Source organism: Chitinophaga jiangningensis, from assembly GCF_900142605.1.
Taxonomy (GTDB): Bacteria; Bacteroidota; Bacteroidia; order Chitinophagales; family Chitinophagaceae; genus Chitinophaga; species Chitinophaga jiangningensis.
Genome location: NZ_FRBL01000008.1, coordinates 106,817 through 126,934, shown reverse-complemented (window position 1 = coordinate 126,934; position 20,118 = coordinate 106,817). Strand labels below are relative to the sequence as shown.

Sequence of the window (20,118 nt, the reverse complement as noted above, 5' to 3'; positions counted from 1 at the left end):
TATCAATGAAATACCTAAAAGTGACATTGAATCCTATGGCTTAAAGACACCCAAGCACCCGCAGGAAAAGTATTTTTCAATTACATGCAATGGGAAGCAGTACGTTATTGGCGCAATAGCCTTTTCTGTAATTATGAATGATCTGGCATATAATGAATCATTACTTACAAATCAGCCGGTGAAGCAACATCAGATAGTGACATCATAGTGCCATAAAAGTGTATTTTGATTCTAACAACTCCTATGAAACTCACATACGTGCTTTTATCAGTTCTATTAGTTTTATTCATAGTAATCGCCTTTCTTACCTATCCATATTTCCTTATTAATGAACAACGTTACAAAATAAAGAAACGAACCTGGGAGAACAGAGTTCAGGAGTACAACAGGAAGCATAATCGCTCAGTACCATAAAAACAATCCCCCAGGTATGTATAGAGGTCTACTACTACTGCCCCTGTTCATGCCCTTTATTCACCTTGTCAATCGCTGCACTAAGATCCCGGTCAATCACCCCCAGCTGCTGCATAAAGCCCAGCCTGTCCGTCAGTACTTCGCTATGAATAATCCTGCCATCCCGAAAGGTATAAATAGCGATTCCATCTACGACTACTGCCTGATTAGTAGGCTGTATCTGCTGAAACTTCCCTGTATGCGTGCCATTCATCTGTTGTTTAACTATAACGGTATTGCCTTCCGCTATAATGGCCGTTACTTTCCATTTGCCATCCGGAAATGCAGCCAGCAACCCGGCCAGGTTTTGCTTAAATGCCTGCACACCCTTTAAGCCCTGCTGATTGGTATAATCCGCCGCTACTATACTATCTGCCAATGCTAATTGCCTGTGGTTCAGAATGTTTTCATATAAATCACGGATGGTTGCTTTGTTGGTTGCTGTTTGTGCCACTGCTGCCTGCGCGCATAATACCATTACAATACAAATTTGTGCTATCGTTTTCATGCTTGTTTATTTTTGTTATTGCAAAGTTGCACATAGCGCACACAGGATCATTGTAAAAAATCATTGATTTCGAAAGGAGCCGGGTCGGAAATTACGAACGTGGGAGTCACCCTCAAAAATAATTGTCAGATTTACAATTTAATTTTTATTTTTAGTGCACGCTTACACATAAAGCGCATGAACCTATTTAGTGTAGAGCCGACAGTCTTGACCTCTCTTCACCCTTATCTACAGGCAAGTGCTGATCGATGCCCAAATGAAACGTTATGAAAAGAATCCTCATAGCTGCCAGCCTCTTCATGTTTAGCTGGGCAGCAACCGCGCAATCACCCCTGCAGCATATGCCTGCAGGCTTCGACGTGCCTCAGCCATCAGCGGCAAAAGGCACCATCGATACCATTCATTATCCTTCCAACACCGTTGGCACCACCAGGAGAGCCTTGGTATATCTTCCTCCGGCCTTCTCCCCGCAAAAGCAGTACCCGGTGCTGTACCTGCTGCATGGCATCGGCGGCGATGAAATGGAATGGCTCAGAGGTGGTCAGCCACAGGTAATCCTCGATAATCTCTATGCCCAGGGCAAACTGGCGGATATGATCGTGGTAATGCCCAACGGAAGAGCCATGAAAGATGACCGCGCTACCGGCGACATCATGGCCAGGGATAAAGTAGAGGCATTCAGCGTATTCGAAAAGGATTTATTAAATGACCTGATCCCCTTCATCGAAAAAAAATACCCGGTACTTAAAGACAGAGAACACCGCGCCATCGCCGGGCTATCCATGGGCGGGGGGCAATCCCTGAATTTTGGCCTCGGTAACCTGGATAAGTTTGCCTGGGTAGGCGCTTTCTCAGCAGCACCGAATACCAAAAGCCCTGAACTGCTGGTGCCCGATCCCGCAAAGGCAAAGCAGCGGCTTAAACTGCTGTGGCTCTCCTGCGGCGACAACGACCGGCTCATCACCTTTAGCCAAAGAACGCATCAATACCTCGATGAAAAACAGGTGCCACATATCTACTATATCGAGCCCGGCGTCCACGATTTTAAAGTCTGGAAAAACGGACTGTACATGTATGCGCAGTTCCTCTTTAAACTAGTGGATACCAGCAGCTATAAACAATATTCTACGCTTTGATAATACCGGCCACACCGGACCACGATTATGAACAACGTTATCATGAAAAAACTATTCTTTTTCATACTGGTAGCTATTGCTTCACCCGCACTCGCCCAGGAATACAAAGCCTTTCCCATGTGGGACACAAAATTACCCACGGACCAACGTGTCAGCGACCTCGTAGCAAGGCTTACCCTGGAAGAAAAAGTGAAACAAATGCTGAACGCCGCACCAGCTGTACCGCGACTCGGCATACCGGCATACGACTGGTGGAACGAAACGCTGCACGGCGTTGCCCGCACCCCTTACGCCGTAACGTCATACCCGCAGGCCATTGCCATGGCTGCCACCTGGGATACCGCCGCACTGCACCTCATGGCAGATTACTCCGCCACTGAAGGCCGCGCGGTGCACAACCGCGCCACCGCAGAAGGGAAAAACAACCAGCGCTACATGGGACTCACCTACTGGACACCCAACATCAACATATTCCGCGACCCCAGGTGGGGTAGAGGACAGGAAACCTACGGAGAAGATCCCTACCTCACCGCTAAGCTGGGCGCCGCCTTTGTTCGCGGCCTCCAGGGCGATGATCCTACCTATCTCAAAGCCGCCGCCTGCGCCAAACACTTCGCCGTACACAGCGGCCCCGAACCCAGCAGGCACGTGGATAATTTCTCCCCATCGGCACACGACCTGTGGGATACCTACCTGCCCGCCTTTCAGGAGCTGATCGTACATGCAGGCGTAGCCGGGGTGATGTGCGCCTATAACGCAGTGGATAAACAACCCTGCTGCGCCAACGACCTGCTGATGGTAGATATACTCCGGAATAAGTGGAAATTTAATGGCTACGTTACCAGCGACTGCTGGGCCATCGACGATTTCTTCAAATACCATAAAACCCATAAAGACTCCGCCTCCGCCGCAGTGGACGCAGTGATGCACGGCACCGACATCGAATGCGGTACCTCGGTATACTATACCCTCGTAAACGCCGTGAAAAACGGATTGATCACAGAAGAACAAATCAATACCTCCGTTAAAAAACTTTTTACCATCCGCTACCGCCTCGGCATGTTCGATCCACCAGCCATGGTGAAATACGCGCAAACACCGGACTCGGAACTGGAATCCCCGCAGCACGTGGCACACGCCCTGAAAATGGCCCGGGAATCCATCGTACTGCTCAAAAACAGCCAGCAATTACTCCCCCTGCGTAAAACGCTGAAAAAAGTCGCCATTATAGGCCCCAACGCGGATAATAAAATCGCCGTTCTGGGCAACTATAACGGCATGCCTTCTCACGTGGTGACACTGCTGGACGGTATTAAAGCCAGGCTGGGCCAGGAGGTAACCATCCACTACGAAAAAGCCATTAACTATACGGATGATTCGCTACTGGTATACCGCGACATCACACCATTCCTCTCCTTTAACGGACAGGCAGGTATACAGGCGCAATACTTTAATAACGACAACCTACAGGGCGAACCACTGCATACCGTCATAGAAAAGGAGATCGACCACTACTGGTCGGAAGGACAAACACCCGCTCCCGGACTTTCCACCACCCGCTTTTCCGGCCGCTACACCACTTACCTCAAAGCCTCCGCCACTGAACCACTCAATATTGAAATGGACGCAGATGACGGCTACCGCCTATACGTAAATGGTAAAATCAGGATCGACGCCTGGCAGCGTAACCGCTGGGGTGCCCGCCAGTTCCAGCTCCCCGTGGTGAAGGACAGTGTGTACAAACTGGTGGTGGAATTCTACCAGAACGAAGGTAACGCCAGCATCCGCCTTAAAGCAGGTAACCGCGTTAAAACCGATTTTAATGCATTGGCACAACGTGTGAAGGACGCGGACGTAATCATCTACGCCGGTGGCATCTCCCCACAGTTAGAAGGAGAGGAAATGCCGGTGAAAGTACCAGGATTTAACGGGGGCGACAGAACAACCATCCAGTTGCCAGCCGTGCAAACCCAACTGCTGCAGGCCCTGCAAAGTACCGGCAAACCAGTGGTGTTTGTAATGATGACCGGCAGCGCCATCGCCTGCCCCTGGGAAGATCGAAACCTGCCCGCAATTGTAAACGCCTGGTATGGTGGGCAGCAAGCCGGTAACGCCATTGCGGACGTACTTTTTGGTGATTACAACCCATCCGGCCGACTCCCCGTTACGTTCTATCAATCGGATAGCGACCTGCCGGCATTCAGCGACTACTCCATGAAAGGCCGTACTTACCGCTATTTCCAGGGCAAAGCACTGTATCCGTTTGGCTACGGTCTCAGCTATACGAACTTTACCTATAAACAACTGACAATTACCGGCAACACCGCTGCTGCCACCGTTACCAATACCGGAACCCGGGAGGGAGAAGAAGTGGTGCAGTTATACATCAGCCACCCGGGCATACCAGGCGCGCCGGTAAAGGCACTCAAAGGTTTCCAGCGCATTGCCCTGCGCCCCGGCGAATCCAGACAGGTACAGTTTAAAATAACACCGGATGATTTGGCTTTGGTAGATACTAACGGCCACCTATATACGCCGAAAGGGAAGGCCCTGGTCAGCATCGGCGGCGGACAACCCGGCGTTGCCAATAAAACCACCAGTAATGTGCTCACTGCAACTGTTGACAACTTAACGCATGAATAATGAAACGAATTTTTACCACCTGTTTGATATTAGCTGCTATGGCCAGTTACGGCCAACAAGGTAATCCGGTTATCTACGCCGACGTACCCGATATTTCCATTATCCGCAACGGGGATACCTATTACATGAGCAGCACCACCATGCACCTGTTTCCCGGCGTACCTGTCATGAAGTCCAACGACCTGATAAACTGGAAAACCATCAGCTATGCCGCCAGCGTGCCGGAAGAATCCGATGCACTCAATCTCGCCAATGGCCAGAACGCTTACGGGAAAGGCACCTGGGCTAGTAGTCTGCGCTACCACAAAGGCACCTGGTACCTCAGCACTTTCTCCGGTACCACCGGTAAGACTTATATCTACCAAACAAAAAATATCGAAAAAGGACCGTGGAAAGGCACTTCATTTAAACCCGCCCTGCATGATCACTCGCTTTTTTTCGATGATAACGGTAACGCCTATATGCTTTACGGCGCCGGTGAAATCAGTCTCGTTGAACTCAATAAAGACCTCTCCGGCATCCGGCCTGGTACATCACCCAAAGTAATCATCCATGACGCCAGTAGTCCCGCAGGCCCCAATATAGGCCTGCGGGCCGAAGGCTCCCAGCTGTTTAAGCATGAAGGAAAGTACTACCTGTTTAACATTTGCTGGCCTAAAGGTGGTATGCGTACCGTAGTAATCCACCGGGCCGACAAGCTGGAAGGTCCATGGGAAGGCCGTGTGGGCCTGCAGGACAGGGGCGTGGCACAGGGAGGACTCATTAACACGCCTAAAGGAGAATGGTATGCCTACCTGTTTCGCGACAATGGCGCCGTGGGCCGCGTGCCATATCTGGTGCCCGTTACATGGAAAGACGGCTGGCCGGTAATCGGCACGGACGGTAAAATTCCCGACACCCTGAACCTCCCACGCAGCAAAGGCTACAACCCAGGCATTGTTTGCTCCGATGAATTCACACGCAAACCGGGCGAGCCGGCACTACCGCTGGCCTGGCAATGGAACCATCAGCCGGACAACCAGCACTGGTCCTTATCCCAGCGCCCCGGCTACCTGCGGATCACCACCGGCAGAATAGACCAGGAAGTGACGCAGGCACGTAATACACTCACGCAACGGACTTTCGGGCCCATTTCCTCCGGTACCACGGCGATAGATGTGAGTGGTATGAAAGATGGCGATTACACCGGCTTAATGCTGTTACAAAAAAATTATGGCTGGGTAGGCGTGAAGGATTCGGCAGGTGCTAAGTGGGTGGTAATGATCAACACAAGAGGAGGTAAACAGGTGGAAGAAGGCAGCATACCACTGCAGCAAAAAGTCGTATACCTCAAAGCGCTGGCCAATTTCAGAAACGGCGCAGATAAAGGATACTTCTATTACAGCCTGGATGGTGCGGATTGGAAGCCTATTGGCGGCGTGTTACAAATGTCGTACACCATCCCGCACTTTATGGGCTATCGCTTTGGCTTATTCAATTTTGCTACCAGGGAGACAGGAGGGCAGGTGGATGTTGACTTTTTTCATATAGAAGACAAGGTTTCTTTCGATAGCAGCAAGGTGGTGGCCGACAAGGGACTGAAAGATTACTACCAGAGCTATTTCCCTATAGGCGCCGCCGTTACTCCCTGGTCCCTGAAAGGACCAGAGGCAGCGCTGATCACGCAGCAGTTTAACAGTGTGACGCCTGAAAACGCCATGAAGATGGCGGTGATCCATCCCCGTGAGGATGTTTACAATTTTACCGGCGCCGATTCCATCGTTGCTTTTGCCGTACGAAACGGTATTAAAGTCCGCGGCCATGCCCTCTGCTGGCATAACCAGGCCCCCGGCTGGATGTTTAAAGACGAAAAAGGCGATACGGTATCAAAAGAAATTTTACTGCAACGCCTGAAAGCGCATATCCATACCGTTGTTACCCGCTACAAAGGAAAAGTATACGCCTGGGATGTAGTCAACGAAGTGATCAGCGATCAGCGGGATGAATACTACCGGAATTCAGCCTGGCTGCGCATCTGCGGGCCTGAGTTTATAGAAAAGGCTTTCCGCTGGGCACATGAGGCAGATCCGGATGCCATCCTGTTTTACAACGACTACAACGAAATCAGCCCGGTGAAGCGCGCCAAAATCATCCGCATGATCAATGAATTAAAGCAGCAGGGCGTACCCGTACAGGCGGTAGGGTTACAGGCGCACTGGGCGGTAAACGAGCCTACCGAAGCACAGCTGGAAAGCACGTTAAAAGATTTTTCTACCCTTCACCTGCCTTTGCAGATCACGGAACTGGATATCTCTGTATACCCGAAAGAGCATGAATCCAGGGCAGCAAAGCCGGCAGATTCCATGATGGCCTTCACACCTGCAAGAGAGCAGGCACAGATGGAGCAGTACAAGCGCTGTTTCGACCTGTTCCGCAAGTATAAGCACCAGATCACCGGTGTTACTTTCTGGAATGTATCCGATAAAGCCAGCTGGCTCGATAATTTCCCGGTAAGAGGCCGGAAAGATTATCCGCTGCTGTTCAACCAGCAACTCCAGCCTAAAAAAGCTTTCTGGCAGGTAGCTCTTTTTTAGTACGCATAAAAACCCCGGTACATGCAGCAAGAAAACCACATTAAAGATCTGCAGTTGCGCATCGCTTTGTATGAAGATATGAAAGCCTATAATGCGCTATACCTGCTGCTATTCGATGGTCTGCACCGGTTCGCCTATACGATGGTGAAATCCAGCGAGGTGGCAGAGGAATTAGTTTCTGATGCCTTTGTGAAATTGTGGCAGATCCGCCATACAATCAATAAAATAGAAAACCTGAAGGTGTACCTGTATGTGATCACGAAAAATTTTGCCCTCAACCACCATGCACAAAAAAACAAAATGCAGCTGGTGCAGCTGGATAATCTGGATGTGGAAGCCGTAATGGAATTTAACAGTCCTGAAAATGTATACATCTCCAACGAAATAATTGGAAAGATACAAGGTGCGATCCGGCAACTGCCTCCGCAGTGCCGGATCATCTTCCAGCTGGTAAAGGAAGATGGCCTGCGATATAAGGAGGTTGCAGCCATCCTCGGATTATCTGTACTCACCGTCCGTAACCAGCTGGCCATCGCCGTTAAAAAAGTAACGGAAGCATTACCATCGCAGTATAAAACCCTGTTTCAATTCCAGGACCGGTTTTCTCCTTCCTGAAGTGTACCAAAATTTTTTTTCATTCTCTTTGGTACATTTTCACTATTCCACTTGTCCTTATTATAACAGTCAGCTGTATTATGCCGGTAGATCATCAAATTTGGTTATTAGTAAGTCTGAAACTGAGCGGGGAAGCAACCCGGGAGGAGCTGGCGCAATTAGAGCTGCTGATGGCGCAGGACCCTGCGCTGAAAGATGAACTGCAGGTGCTGACGTCTATCTGGAAAACCAGGCAGGCCGGCCTGGGCATCAATAAGGAAGATGCCTGGCTCCGACACCTGAACCGGCTGCATAGTCCGGCAACGGCTCCGGAAGTGCAGGTACATCCAAAGCGGATAAAACCATGGTATTGGATGACAGCTGCCGCGGTAGTATTTATCTGTTTCGCTGGTATAAAATACTTTTCTAACGGTAAAGGGTATACGTTTGGCAAACAGACCAGTCATGTCTATAATACCCAACCCGGTCAGCGCATGAAACTGCAACTGCCGGACGGTACGTCCGTATGGCTCAACGTAGGCAGCAAACTGACCTACAGCGGAAATTTTAAAGGGGATAAAAGAGAAGTACAGCTCTCCGGTGAAGCGTTTTTTGATGTGGCACCGGATAAAGACCGGCCCTTCGTGATACATACCAGCACCATCGACCTGCGGGTATTGGGCACGGCTTTTAACATCAGGTCATATGAAGAAGAGAAGGAAACAGAAGCAGCATTGGTACGGGGCGCCGTAGAAGTAACGCTCCGCAATGATCCCGGAAAAAAGATCATCCTGAAACCGAAAGAAAAAATATTAGTGAATAGCTGCAGGAATGACAGCGCCATTTATACCCTGACCGGACCAAAATCAACAGAAGAAAGTCCCCTGATAGTACTGAGTAAAATCCGCTACTGGGGCCGTGATAGCAGCAATAACCTGGAATCAGCCTGGGTGAAAAACAAGTTGATGTTTGACAAGGAAAACCTGGAAAACATCGCGGCAAAAATCGAACGCTGGTACAATGTACAAGTTATCATTACCGACAATCACCTCAATGATGCCACTTACACCGGGCTATTTGAGAACGAAAAACTGGAAGAGGTGCTGGAAGCATTAAGGCTCACCGGCGGTTTCCACTATTCTATTAAAGGAAATACAGTTACGATCAACCGATAATAAATTACTGATACAACAGCAATAAAACAGAAGGTAAATGTAATCTCCACGTGCCTTCAGGCGGAGCTTTGCCCCGCCGGGACGAATAGTATTTTTCACGTTTGAAGTTATGAACATCATGGCCAAAAAATTGCTCTTTGCCTGGTCGCTGACGGCAAGATGCACACTGCTGATCACCGGCATGCTCTTCCTGCTATCCTTTACCACCGCCCCCTCTCAGGATGCTATCAGTCTCACTTTGGAAAAAGTAGACCTCATCCGGGTATTCAAAGCGATTGAAGCCCAGGGCCGTTACCGCTTTGTTTACAAGGAAGAAATCCTTCCGCGTGAAAAGCGTGTAAGTATTCACGTTAGAAATGCCTCTGTGGAAGAAGTACTCGGCATCGCCCTGGAAAACACCACCCTTACCTACCGCAAGATCAATGCAAACCTGGTTACCATCGTCCCGCTCGTGGCCGAAAAGTCGGCCGCTGAACTGGTAAAGGAAACCGTAAAAGGTAAGGTAGTAAACGAAAAAGGTGAACCACTCGCAGGCGCCTCCGTAGTGGAAAAAGGTACCACCAATTCCGCCATCACCCGCCCCGATGGCTCTTTTACCATCCAGGTGTCGGACCCCAAAGCAGTGTTGCTGGTCACCTATATGGGCTACGCCCCCGGTGAACTGGCCCTGAAAGCGGGACAGTCGCCCGTAGCCATTCAGCTGCTGCCGGTGTCTGTTTCCATGAACGACTTCGTGGTAGTTGGCTACGGCCGCCAGAAAAAGGAAAGTGTGGTAGCTGCTGTGTCGCAGGTAAGCGGCACCGTGCTCGAACGCGCCGGCGGTGTATCCAGCGTAGGGGCGGCCCTCACGGGTAACCTGCCCGGGCTCATCACCTCCGCCAGCACCGGCCTGCCCGGAGAAGAAGATCCCCGCATCATCATCCGCGGCCGCAGCACCTGGAATAACTCGGACCCGCTCATCCTCGTAGACGGAGTGGAGCGCCCCATGACCAGTGTGGACATCAGCTCGGTGGAGTCCATCTCCGTGCTGAAAGATGCCTCGGCCACCGCCGTATTTGGTGTGCGCGGTGCAAACGGGGTAATCCTCATCACCACCAAAAGAGGACAGGCCGGCAAAGCATCCATCAGAGGAACGGTTAACACCATCATGAAAGTGCCGTCCAAACTTCCGGGTAAATACGACTCCTATGATGCGCTCTCCATCCGCAACCAGGCCATCGAATATGAACTGGCATTAAAACCTGAAAGCTGGAACGACTACCTCCCGGAAGCGATCCTGCAGAAGTACCGCAACCCCGCCAGCCTCGAAGAGGCAGAACGCTACCCAAACGTAGACTGGGCAAAGGTGCTGTTTAAAGACTATGCCATGTCCAACAACGCCAGCGTAAACATCAGTGGCGGCACCCGGGCAGTGAAATACTTTACCAGCGCGGACTTCCTCAGTGAAGGCGACTTATTCAAAATCTACGATAACAACAGAGGATATAAACCGGGCTTTGGCTTCAAACGACTTAATGTTCGGAGCAACCTCGATTTTCAACTGACACCCTCCACCTTATTTAAAACAAATCTCTTCGGTTCCTATGGCGTTAGAAAAAGTCCATGGGGCTTTACCGGCAACCAGTACGGCGCATGGATAGATGCCTATACCACCGCGCCGGACGTGTTTATGCCTGTGTATGCGGATGGCTCCTGGGGCTTTTATTCCCCCAGTGAAGGACGGGCGGAAAACTCCGCGCGCTCACTGGCCATTGGCGGTATACAGTACCAGACGACCACCCGTATCACCACCGATTTCTCCATCGACCAAAACCTGGATATGCTCGTGAAAGGCCTCCGCTTCAACGCCACCATATCACTGGATAATACCTTCGTGGAAAGCGACAGAGGTATCACTGACCTCTACAACGATACCCAGCGTAAATGGATAGACCCCGAAACTGGACTGCCCATCTATAAACAAAAACTGGACGGGGTTACCAACTTCGATTTCCAGGAAGGTGCCAAATGGAGAGCCGCTTCCGGCGCCGTTACCGGTAACCAGCGCCGCCTGTTTTACCAGGGCCAGCTCAACTACGCTACCACCATCGGGCAGAAACATAATGTATCGGCGATGGGACTGTTTAACAGGAATCAGAGTGCTTCCGGTAGTGAGATCCCCAACTACCGTGAGGACTGGGTATTCCGTACTACCTACAATTACGCAGGTAAATACATGCTGGAATATAACGGCGCCTATAATGGTTCCGAAAAATTCAGCGCGGAAAATAGATTCGCTTTCTTTTCCTCCGGAGGCCTTGGCTGGAATGTATCGAAAGAAAAATTTATGGCGTCGCTCAAATGGCTCGACCTGTTTAAACTGCGCGCTTCCTACGGACAAATCGGGGATGATAACATCAACGGCAGATGGTTGTATATGTCGCAATGGGCCTATGGTGGCCAAACACGCCTGGGCACCTCGGGCGTGGATGCGGAATACAGCCCCTATACCTGGTACCGCGAATCAGTAGTAGGTAACCCGGACCTGCACTGGGAGAAAGTAGAGAAAATAAACCTCGGGGCCGACTTCGGATTCCTCGATGGTTTGATCTCCGGAAAAGTTGATTTCTTCCGCGATCTCCGCAGTGAAATTTTACTGGCAGGCAGTAACCGTTCTATTCCTTCCTACTACGGCACTACCGCACCAGTGGCCAACCTGGGCCGGGTGCAGTCGCAGGGCTATGAAATAGAATTACACTTCAACCATACCTTCTCCAATAAACTCCGCCTCTGGGCCGATTTGAACATGACCCATTCCCAGAACAAAATCCTGGAAGCAGACAACCCGGCACTACTCCCGGATTACCAGAAAACAGAAGGTAAAGAAATCGGACAAACTTATTCGTATGTAAGCCAGGGTACCTATAACACCTGGGATGAATTGTATGGCAGCACCATCAATAATACCAACGATAACCAGAAGCTGCCGGGTAACTATTACCTGGTGGACTATAACGGCGATGGTATCATCGATGCGCAGGATAATATCCCCTACGGTTATTCCTCCTGGCCGCAGAATACCTATAACGCTACGCTGGGAGCCGACTGGAAAGGCTTCAGCATGTTTGTCCAATTCTATGGTACCAACAACGCTACGCGACAAGTGGTGTTTAACAGTCTCAGCTCACAAAGCCATTTAGTATATGATGAAGGCGCCTACTGGACAAAGGATAACACAACCGGCGTGGTGCCCATGCTGCGTTGGTTATCCACTCCGGCGGGCTATTACAGGGGCACGCAGTATATGTACGATGGTTCGTATGTACGACTCAAAAACGCCGAAATCGCCTATACGTTTAACACCGGCTTTATCAAATCGCTGGGACTGGCCGCCCTCAGGATTTACCTGAATGGTAACAACCTGCTTACCTGGACTAAAATGCCGGACGACAGGGAATCCAACTTCGCCGGTACCGGCTGGGCATCACAGGGTGCTTATCCTACTGTGAAGCGTTACAACCTCGGTGCTAACATAACTTTCTAAGCTATTCCACTATGATGACTAAGTATATCAAAACTGTATTGCTCACCACCGGGATTATACTCAGCACTGGGCTGGTATCTTGCAAAAAATACCTCGACAGGGCCGATGAATCCATCGTTTCCGGTGATGATGCGTTTAAAAATTTTACCAACTTTCAGGGCTTTACAGAGGAGTTGTATAATTGCATCCCTGACTTCTCCAATGCCTACTGGACCAATTCCTGGAACTGGGGAGAAGATGAAATCCAATCCACAGCCCGCGATTTCCATTTTATCGTAAAAATAGATAACGGTGATTTCTGGGGCTGGCAGGCGCAGTATGATGGCTGGCAGGCCGGTTGGATGGACCGAAATAATACCAACACCAACGACGATCGCTTTTCTAAATCGCTCTGGAAGCTGGGCTGGTACGGAATCAGGAAAGCCAATTTAGGGCTGGAAAATATTGGTAAATTAAAAGACGCTACCGAGGAAGAGAAGAACCTCATCAAAGGACAGCTGCTGTTTTTCCGGGGCTGGTTCCATTTTATGTTCATGCAATATTTTGGAGGCCTGCCGTATATTGATAAGGTGTTGCCGGGCGACCAGAAACTTACCCTGCCCCGCCTCAGCTACCAGGAATGCGCGGACAAAGCTGCTGCCGATTTTAAAGAGGCCGCTGCTATACTGCCTGTACACTGGGATAATACCACCGCAGGTAAAAGGACGCTCGGAAAAAATACGCTGCGCATCAACAAAATAATGGCACTGGGCTACCTCGGCAAAAACTATTTATGGGCAGGCAGTCCGCTGATGAACTTTGTATCTACCGGAAATAAAACTTATAACCAGGAGTACTGTAAAAAGGCCGCGGATGCATTTGCCAGCCTGCTTTCACTTTGCGAAAACGGGGAAGCCCCTTACAGCCTGATCGACTTCTCCAAATACTACACAAATTTTTATACTACCGGCCAGAACTGGCTGCTGGCGGGCGGTACAGAAGCTATCTTCCAGGGGCCTTACTTTAATGGTAACAGTTCCAACTATGGTACCAGTAAGCAGTATCAACCGTCTTTTTTATCTGGGGGAGATGTGAAGTTTCTTCCTACAGCGAATTACGTGGATAACTACGGTATGGCCAACGGATTACCGATCAGGGACATCACTACGGCCGACCCTGAATCTGGTTATGACCCGGCGTATCCATGGAAAGGACGTGATCCCAGGTTTTATAATGATATCGTGTACGATGGTGTGAAATGTGTGCAGGGCGCTACAACAGATGAAGCCAACCGCTATGCCAACCTGTATACCAACGGTAGCTACCGCAATATTTCTACGGGTAGCCGTACGGGTTATCTCCTGTATAAATTCATTCCACGCACAGCCAACGAATATGACCAGGGCTATTCTTACGATAAAAGCCTGAACATACATGTGCCGTACATGCGACTTGCGGATGTATACCTCATGTATGCGGAAGCTGCTGCCGCGGGCTATGGCTCCGCTGCCGCCAGCGTGACCAGCTATGGCAAAACAGCGGTGGACGCGGTGAACGTTATCCGCGACCGCGCAGGTGTAGGACATGTGGCTGCTAAATTCCTCGGTTCGCTGGACAGCTTTATGGAAGAAGTAAGGCGCGAACGTGCCGTAGAGCTTTCGTTTGAAGGCCATCGCTTCAATGACCTGCGCAGGTGGATGCTGCTGATTGAGAGTCCGTATACACTCAAAAAATCCGTTGAATTCGACAGAGCCGGCACTTTCAACACCGCTGATCCCAAACTCAATAAAGTGAATAACCTGCGTGAAGTAGTGATCCTGGAACGCAAGTTCAGCATGAAACACTACTGGCTGCCATTGAAAAATTCAGATGCAAGCATGTACCTCGAGTTCCCACAAAATCCAGGCTGGTAATAGCTTCATCATTGTAAAAGGAAATAATCATGAAACAGATAATATTAGCCACCATCACCGCCGCAACGTGCATGGCATCACAGGCGCAGGATACCACCAGGCGTGACTACAGCCAGATCATTGCCGGCTTGCAGCTGGATAGCAGCAAGAAGGCAGGAGAGGGGCAATACATACAGGCAGCCGTTGACATTGTCAGAAACAGGGATTATGCGATGAACATTCCCGTGGTGAACATGACAGCTCTCCTGAAAAAAAATTACATTACCTATCCGCTGGATGGCATGGAAGCGCTGGCACCAGGCTTTAATGGCAACAGCTTATGGGGCATGGGCAGCTACCTGCTGCTCATCGACGGTGTACCCAGAGAAGTGGGTAACGTAATGCCCACCGAAATTGAATCCGTCGCATTCCTTAAAGGCGTAGAGGCGGTAGCGTTATACGGCAGCACGGCTGCCAAAGGCGTAATAGCCATTACCACCAAAAGAGGGAAGGCCGGCAACATACGTATGGACATGCGGGTAAATACCGGTGTAAACGTGCCTAAAGCCTATCCTAAATACCTGGGCTCCGCCGAATACATGACGCTGTATAACGAAGCACGTGCCAACGATGGCCTCTCCAAACTCTACAGCGATGAAACTATTTATAACTACGCGTCCGGCAAAAATCCCTATCGCTACCCGAACGTAGATTACTACTCCGACGAATACCTGAAAAAGATGTATAGTCGCCTCGATGCCACCGCGGAAATTTCCGGCGGTAACGACAAGGCACGGTACTATACCAACATTGGCTATTGGACGGCCGGCTCCCTGCTCAACTTTGGTGAGGCGCAGAAAAACGACCGCTCAGGACGATTCAATATTCGTGGAAACATTGACATCTCCCTGAATGATTATATTTCCTGTAATGTAGATGCAACCGCTATATTCTACACCGGGAAAGGCGTAAATACCAATTACTGGAACAGCGCCGCTACTTTAAGGCCTTACCGTTTTGCGCCACTCATCCCTATCAGCATGCTGGAAGCGGACGATGATGCCTCCCAGCTGCTCGTGCAAAACAGCAATCATATCATCGATGGTAAATACCTGCTCGGCGGTACGCAGCTGGATCAAACCAATCCTTTTGCAGCCATCTACGCCGGCGGGTACAACAGCTATACCAGCCGACAGTTTCAGTTTAACACCGGTGTGAATGCCAATTTGAGTAACATACTGCGTGGCCTTACTTTTAAAACCACGATGGCAGTAGATTACTCTACTACTTACAATCTCGCCTACAATAATGCCTATGCCACCTATGAACCGCAGTGGAATAGTTATTCAGGCGTGGATTTAATTAGTAGTCTCACCAAATACGGACAAGACGCCACTTCAGGCGTCCAGAACGTCAGCAATACCTGGTATCGCCAAACGATTGCGGCTACTGCCCAGCTGGACTACCGGACTAACGTAGCCATGAAGCATTATATTTCCGCCACCTTCCTGGTAAATGGTTACCAGCAGTCGGAATCCGCCGTATACCACAAAGTGAGTAACGCCAACCTGGGATTGCACCTGGGATATAATTTTAAACAGAAGTACTTCGTGGATTTTAACGGCGCCTACATCCATTCAGCTAAGTTGCCGGAAGGAAATCGCCAGGCATTGTCGCCCACGCTCGCGGTAGGCTGGAAGCTCAGCCAGGAGGAGTTTCTCCGCAATGCCGACTGGATAGACCTGTTAAAAATCAGTGCTTCCGCAGGCCGCCTGCATACCGACCTGGACATTGCCAGCTACTATTTATACCAGGGCTATTACACGGTAGATGGCAGCTGGTACGGCTGGAAAGATGGTTCGGGCATCCCGGCCACAGAATCCCGCCGGGGCGATAACCCTAACATGCAGTTTCCGAGAAGAGATGAGGTAAACCTCAACCTGGAAGCTTCCCTGTTTCATAAGCTGCTTGAGTTCAACGCCACCGTTTTCAAAAATAAAATTACTGGTAACATCGTACAGGCGTCCGTGTTATTCCCGTCGTACTACAACACCGGCTGGCCGGTATCTTCCTTTATTCCTTACGTGAATTATAATGATGATACCCGTACCGGTTTTGATATAGGCGTTAACGTGAATAAAACGATCGGCCAGGTGGACTGGACCCTCGGCGTTACCGCTACCTACTATAAAACGCTGGCTTCCAAACGGGCAGAGGTATACGAAGATGCCTATCAATACCGCCAGGGTAAGCCGGTGGATGCGATCTGGGGATTGCAAAACCTCGGTTTTTTCCAGGATCAGGCAGATATAGATAAATCGCCCACACAATCCTTTGGTCAGGTAAAACCCGGCGATATCAAGTATAAGGATCAGAATGGCGATGGCGTGATTGACGGACGAGACGAGGTATATCTCGGCAAAGCCGGCTGGTCAGGTGCTCCGCTCACCCTGGGTGTACACCTGGAAGCAAAATGGAAGGACCTGTCTTTCTTCGCCCTGGGCGTAGGCCGCTATGGTGCCTATGCAGTAAAAAATAGTTCTTATTTCTGGGTAGATGGGGAAGATAAGTATTCCGTAGTAACCCGCAACCGCTGGACCGAAGCTACGAAAGCTACCGCTACTTATCCACGACTCACCACGTTAAACAGCGATAATAACTTTCGCTCATCCGACTTCTGGCTGTACAGCACCAATCGCTTCGACCTCGGCAAAGTGCAGCTCACCTACGACCTCAATAAGCTGATTGGCAAAAAGAAATTTGTACGTGAGCTGGGCGTATATATCAGCGGTTCCAACCTGCTGACTATCGCACAGGAGCGCGAAACATTAGAGTTAAACATCGGTAGTGCACCTCAGACCCGTTTCTATAATCTGGGCGTGAAAGCTTTATTTTAAAAATCAGCAAACATGAATAAGGTAATAGTAATGCTAATGGGTGTGGTGTTCATATTGTCTGGCTGTAAAGACCTGATCGACCCCGCCATAGAAAATAACCGGCAGCTGGAAACGGAATATCCGGCAAACGATTCCAGGTTTCCTTATGGTATCCTGCTGAATGGATATAACCGCATTCCAACAAATGCATGGTCGTTTAACGACGTGGCTACAGATGATGCCGTCACCAACGACCAAACCAACGGCTTCCTGAAAATTGCACAGGGGCAGTGGACTTCCACCAATAACCCGCTGAATCAGTGGAGCAACAGCTACGCTGCCATTCAATACATCAATATCACGCTGGCGGAAATTCCTAAAGTGAAGTGGACGGCCGATAGTATCGTTAGCCGCCTGTTCGCCATGCGTGTAAGAGGGGAAGCATTAGGCCTGAGAGGCCTGTTCCTGTATCACCTGTTGCAGGCGCATGCAGGTGTTGGCGCCAATGGGCAGTTGCTCGGCGTGCCGATCATTACTGAAACACAAACGGATTTCAATAAACCGCGCGCCACCTTCGAAGAATGTGTAAAGCAGATTTACAGCGACCTGGATACTGCTATCGCCCTGCTGCCGCTGGATTATGAAAACCAGGGCATTGTACCCGATAAATATGGTAATGTAACCGTGGAACAGTATAACCGTGCCTTTGGCGGCGCCTTCCGGGGATTGTTTACCGCACGTATTGCAAGGGCTATAAAATCCAAGGTAGCCCTGCTGGCCGCAAGTCCGGCCTATGCTACCGCAGGCACCAATACCTGGGCCACAGCAGCCGACCTCGCAGCGGACCTGCTGGATATGAAAGGCGGCATAGGTGGCCTCGCAGCCAATGGTTTGAACTGGTACTCCACCGCCAGTGAAATTGCGGGCCTGGCAGATGGTGCTAATCCACCTGAAATATTATGGAGAAATAATTATGGAGATAACAGGGACCTGGAACAGAATAATTTCCCGCCCACGATTTATGGTAATGGTAGAATTAATCCTACCCAAAACCTCGTAGATGCGTTCCCGATGTTAAACGGCTATCCCATTGGTGACCCGGCCAGCGGCTACAACGCCAATGATCCCTACACCAACCGGGACCCTCGTTTGAAGCTCTTTGTGCTGGTAAATGGCGGTACCGCAGGACCGAGTAACACTGTGATAAATACCGCTGCGGATGGCACCACTAACGATGCGCTGAATAAGGTAGGGACCTCTACCCGCACCGGCTATTATCTCCGCAAGCTACTGCGCCAGGATGTAAACCTGAATCCTACATCTGCCAACAACCAAAGGCATTATAAGCCGCACATCCGCTATACGGAAATATTCCTCAACTACGCCGAAGCCGCCAACGAAGCCTGGGGGCCAACAGGAACAGGCGAAAATGCTTACTCCGCCTACGATGTAATCAAGGCTATCCGTAAACGTGCAGGTATTGGCCTCACTAACGGTGACGCTTACCTCGAAGCAGCAAAAGGAAGTCAGGATGCCATGCGGACACTCATCAGGAACGAACGCCGCCTGGAACTCTGTTTCGAAGGATTCCGCTTCTGGGACCTCCGCCGCTGGAAAGCCCCGCTGAATGAAGCAGCCAAAGGAGTGAGCATTGTAGGTGGCACGCCAACAGTGATTCCCGTAGAAGACAGGGTGTTTCAGAACTACATGATCTATGGCCCAATTCCTTACAGCGAAAAACTGAAGTACAACGCATTGGTGCAAAATGCGGGCTGGCAGTAAAATATTACTTAAAATTTTTGAACTATGAAGATGCGTATTCTCTTACTGATCCTGTTATACATCACGGTTGCAGCCTGCAATAAGTCCAGGGATTTCCCGGATTATAAATACCAGACGGTGTACTTCGCCTATCAGTACCCGGTTAGAACGCTGACCATGGGAGAAGATGTTTTTGATACCCAACTGGACAACCAGCACAAATGTAAAATCATGGCCACCACCGGTGGTGTGTATTACGCTAAAAGGGATGTGACCGTGCAGGTAGCAGTGGATAATTCCCTGCTCGGCAACGGACTGCTGTTTGGCGCCGGTAAAAGTGAGGTGCAGGCCATGCCCACACATTACTACACCCTGGCGGATAATAAAATAATTATCCCTGCGGGTGGCCTCACCGGCGGCGTAGAAGTGCAGCTCACGGATGCATTTTTTGCGGACCCTAAAGCCATCAGCAATAATTATGTGATCCCGCTGCGTATAGGCGCTATCTCCAACGCTGATTCAGTGCTACTCGGCAAGGACTTTATCCTATACGCCGTGAAGTACGTAAATACCTGGCATGGTAATTACCTGCGCCGCGGGAAAGACGTGCTGACTGGTAGTCTGAATCAGACTATCACCAGGCATCAGCAGTATGTGGAAGATGATGCGGTAAATAAACTGAGTACACGTAGCCTCACTACACTGGAATTTCCGGTAGTGATCAAAGATAAAAACGGTACCAATAATACCTGCACGCTGCTACTCAACTTTGATGAAGCAAACAACTGTATTGTAACTGCCGGTAGTAGCAATTTCACGGTTACGGGTAGCGGCAAGTTTGTGAAGAAGGGAGAGAAGAACAGCTGGGGCAACCAGGACCGCGATGCACTCTATCTCAACTATAACATCACCCTGGCAGACTTGCAGGTGGCCACTACCGATACATTGGTAATGAGAGACCGGGCGGTGACCATGGAAACTTTCACCCCTATAGCTAAGTAACAT

General features: G+C 50.0%; 11 protein-coding genes. 10 read left to right on the top strand and 1 reads right to left on the bottom strand.

Translation table 11 applies throughout. The annotated features are described in order from the left end of the window. Window positions 1-448: 448 nt before the first annotated feature. Window positions 449-961, bottom strand: coding sequence for an ester cyclase (locus BUB18_RS21170; protein ID WP_073084925.1), 513 nt, complete (start codon window positions 959-961; stop codon window positions 449-451). Window positions 962-1,227: 266 nt separating this feature from the next. Here BUB18_RS21170 and BUB18_RS21165 point away from each other — a divergent pair, with 266 nt between their 5' ends. The 10 genes from BUB18_RS21165 to BUB18_RS21120 all read left to right on the top strand — a co-directional run bounded on the left by BUB18_RS21165 (window position 1,228) and on the right by BUB18_RS21120 (window position 20,115). Then, window positions 1,228-2,097, top strand: coding sequence for an alpha/beta hydrolase (locus BUB18_RS21165; protein WP_083550424.1), 870 nt, complete (start codon window positions 1,228-1,230; stop codon window positions 2,095-2,097). Between the two features lie 42 nt (window positions 2,098-2,139). Next, window positions 2,140-4,740, top strand: coding sequence for a glycoside hydrolase family 3 C-terminal domain-containing protein (locus BUB18_RS21160; protein WP_083550422.1), 2,601 nt, complete (start codon window positions 2,140-2,142; stop codon window positions 4,738-4,740). After that, complete coding sequence (locus BUB18_RS30040; protein ID WP_245805715.1) at window positions 4,740-7,313, top strand: endo-1,4-beta-xylanase; 2,574 nt, start codon at window positions 4,740-4,742, stop codon at window positions 7,311-7,313. The genes BUB18_RS21160 and BUB18_RS30040 overlap by 1 nt, the downstream gene beginning before the upstream one ends. A 21-nt stretch (window positions 7,314-7,334) precedes the next feature. Continuing rightward, the gene (locus tag BUB18_RS21150) at window positions 7,335-7,928 is read left to right on the top strand and encodes an RNA polymerase sigma factor (RefSeq protein ID WP_073084919.1); all 594 of its coding nucleotides are present in this window, start codon (window positions 7,335-7,337) and stop codon (window positions 7,926-7,928) included. Window positions 7,929-8,008: 80 nt separating this feature from the next. After that, window positions 8,009-9,082: a FecR family protein gene (locus BUB18_RS21145; protein WP_073084917.1), complete on the top strand. Its 1,074-nt coding sequence runs from the start codon at window positions 8,009-8,011 to the stop codon at window positions 9,080-9,082. 118 nt (window positions 9,083-9,200) lie between these two features. Beyond that, the gene (locus BUB18_RS21140) at window positions 9,201-12,605 is read left to right on the top strand and encodes a SusC/RagA family TonB-linked outer membrane protein (protein ID WP_218588076.1); all 3,405 of its coding nucleotides are present in this window, start codon (window positions 9,201-9,203) and stop codon (window positions 12,603-12,605) included. An 11-nt stretch (window positions 12,606-12,616) separates the two neighbouring features. Beyond that, window positions 12,617-14,497 (top strand): RagB/SusD family nutrient uptake outer membrane protein, encoded by a 1,881-nt coding sequence (locus tag BUB18_RS21135; protein WP_218588075.1) that lies wholly within the window; start codon window positions 12,617-12,619, stop codon window positions 14,495-14,497. A gap of 29 nt (window positions 14,498-14,526) precedes the next feature. Next, window positions 14,527-17,373 (top strand): SusC/RagA family TonB-linked outer membrane protein, encoded by a 2,847-nt coding sequence (locus BUB18_RS21130; RefSeq protein ID WP_073084914.1) that lies wholly within the window; start codon window positions 14,527-14,529, stop codon window positions 17,371-17,373. Window positions 17,374-17,385: 12 nt separating this feature from the next. After that, window positions 17,386-19,134, top strand: coding sequence for a RagB/SusD family nutrient uptake outer membrane protein (locus BUB18_RS21125; RefSeq protein ID WP_073084912.1), 1,749 nt, complete (start codon window positions 17,386-17,388; stop codon window positions 19,132-19,134). Window positions 19,135-19,158: 24 nt separating this feature from the next. Continuing rightward, window positions 19,159-20,115, top strand: coding sequence for a DUF5627 domain-containing protein (locus tag BUB18_RS21120; protein WP_073084910.1), 957 nt, complete (start codon window positions 19,159-19,161; stop codon window positions 20,113-20,115). Window positions 20,116-20,118 lie beyond the last annotated feature (3 nt).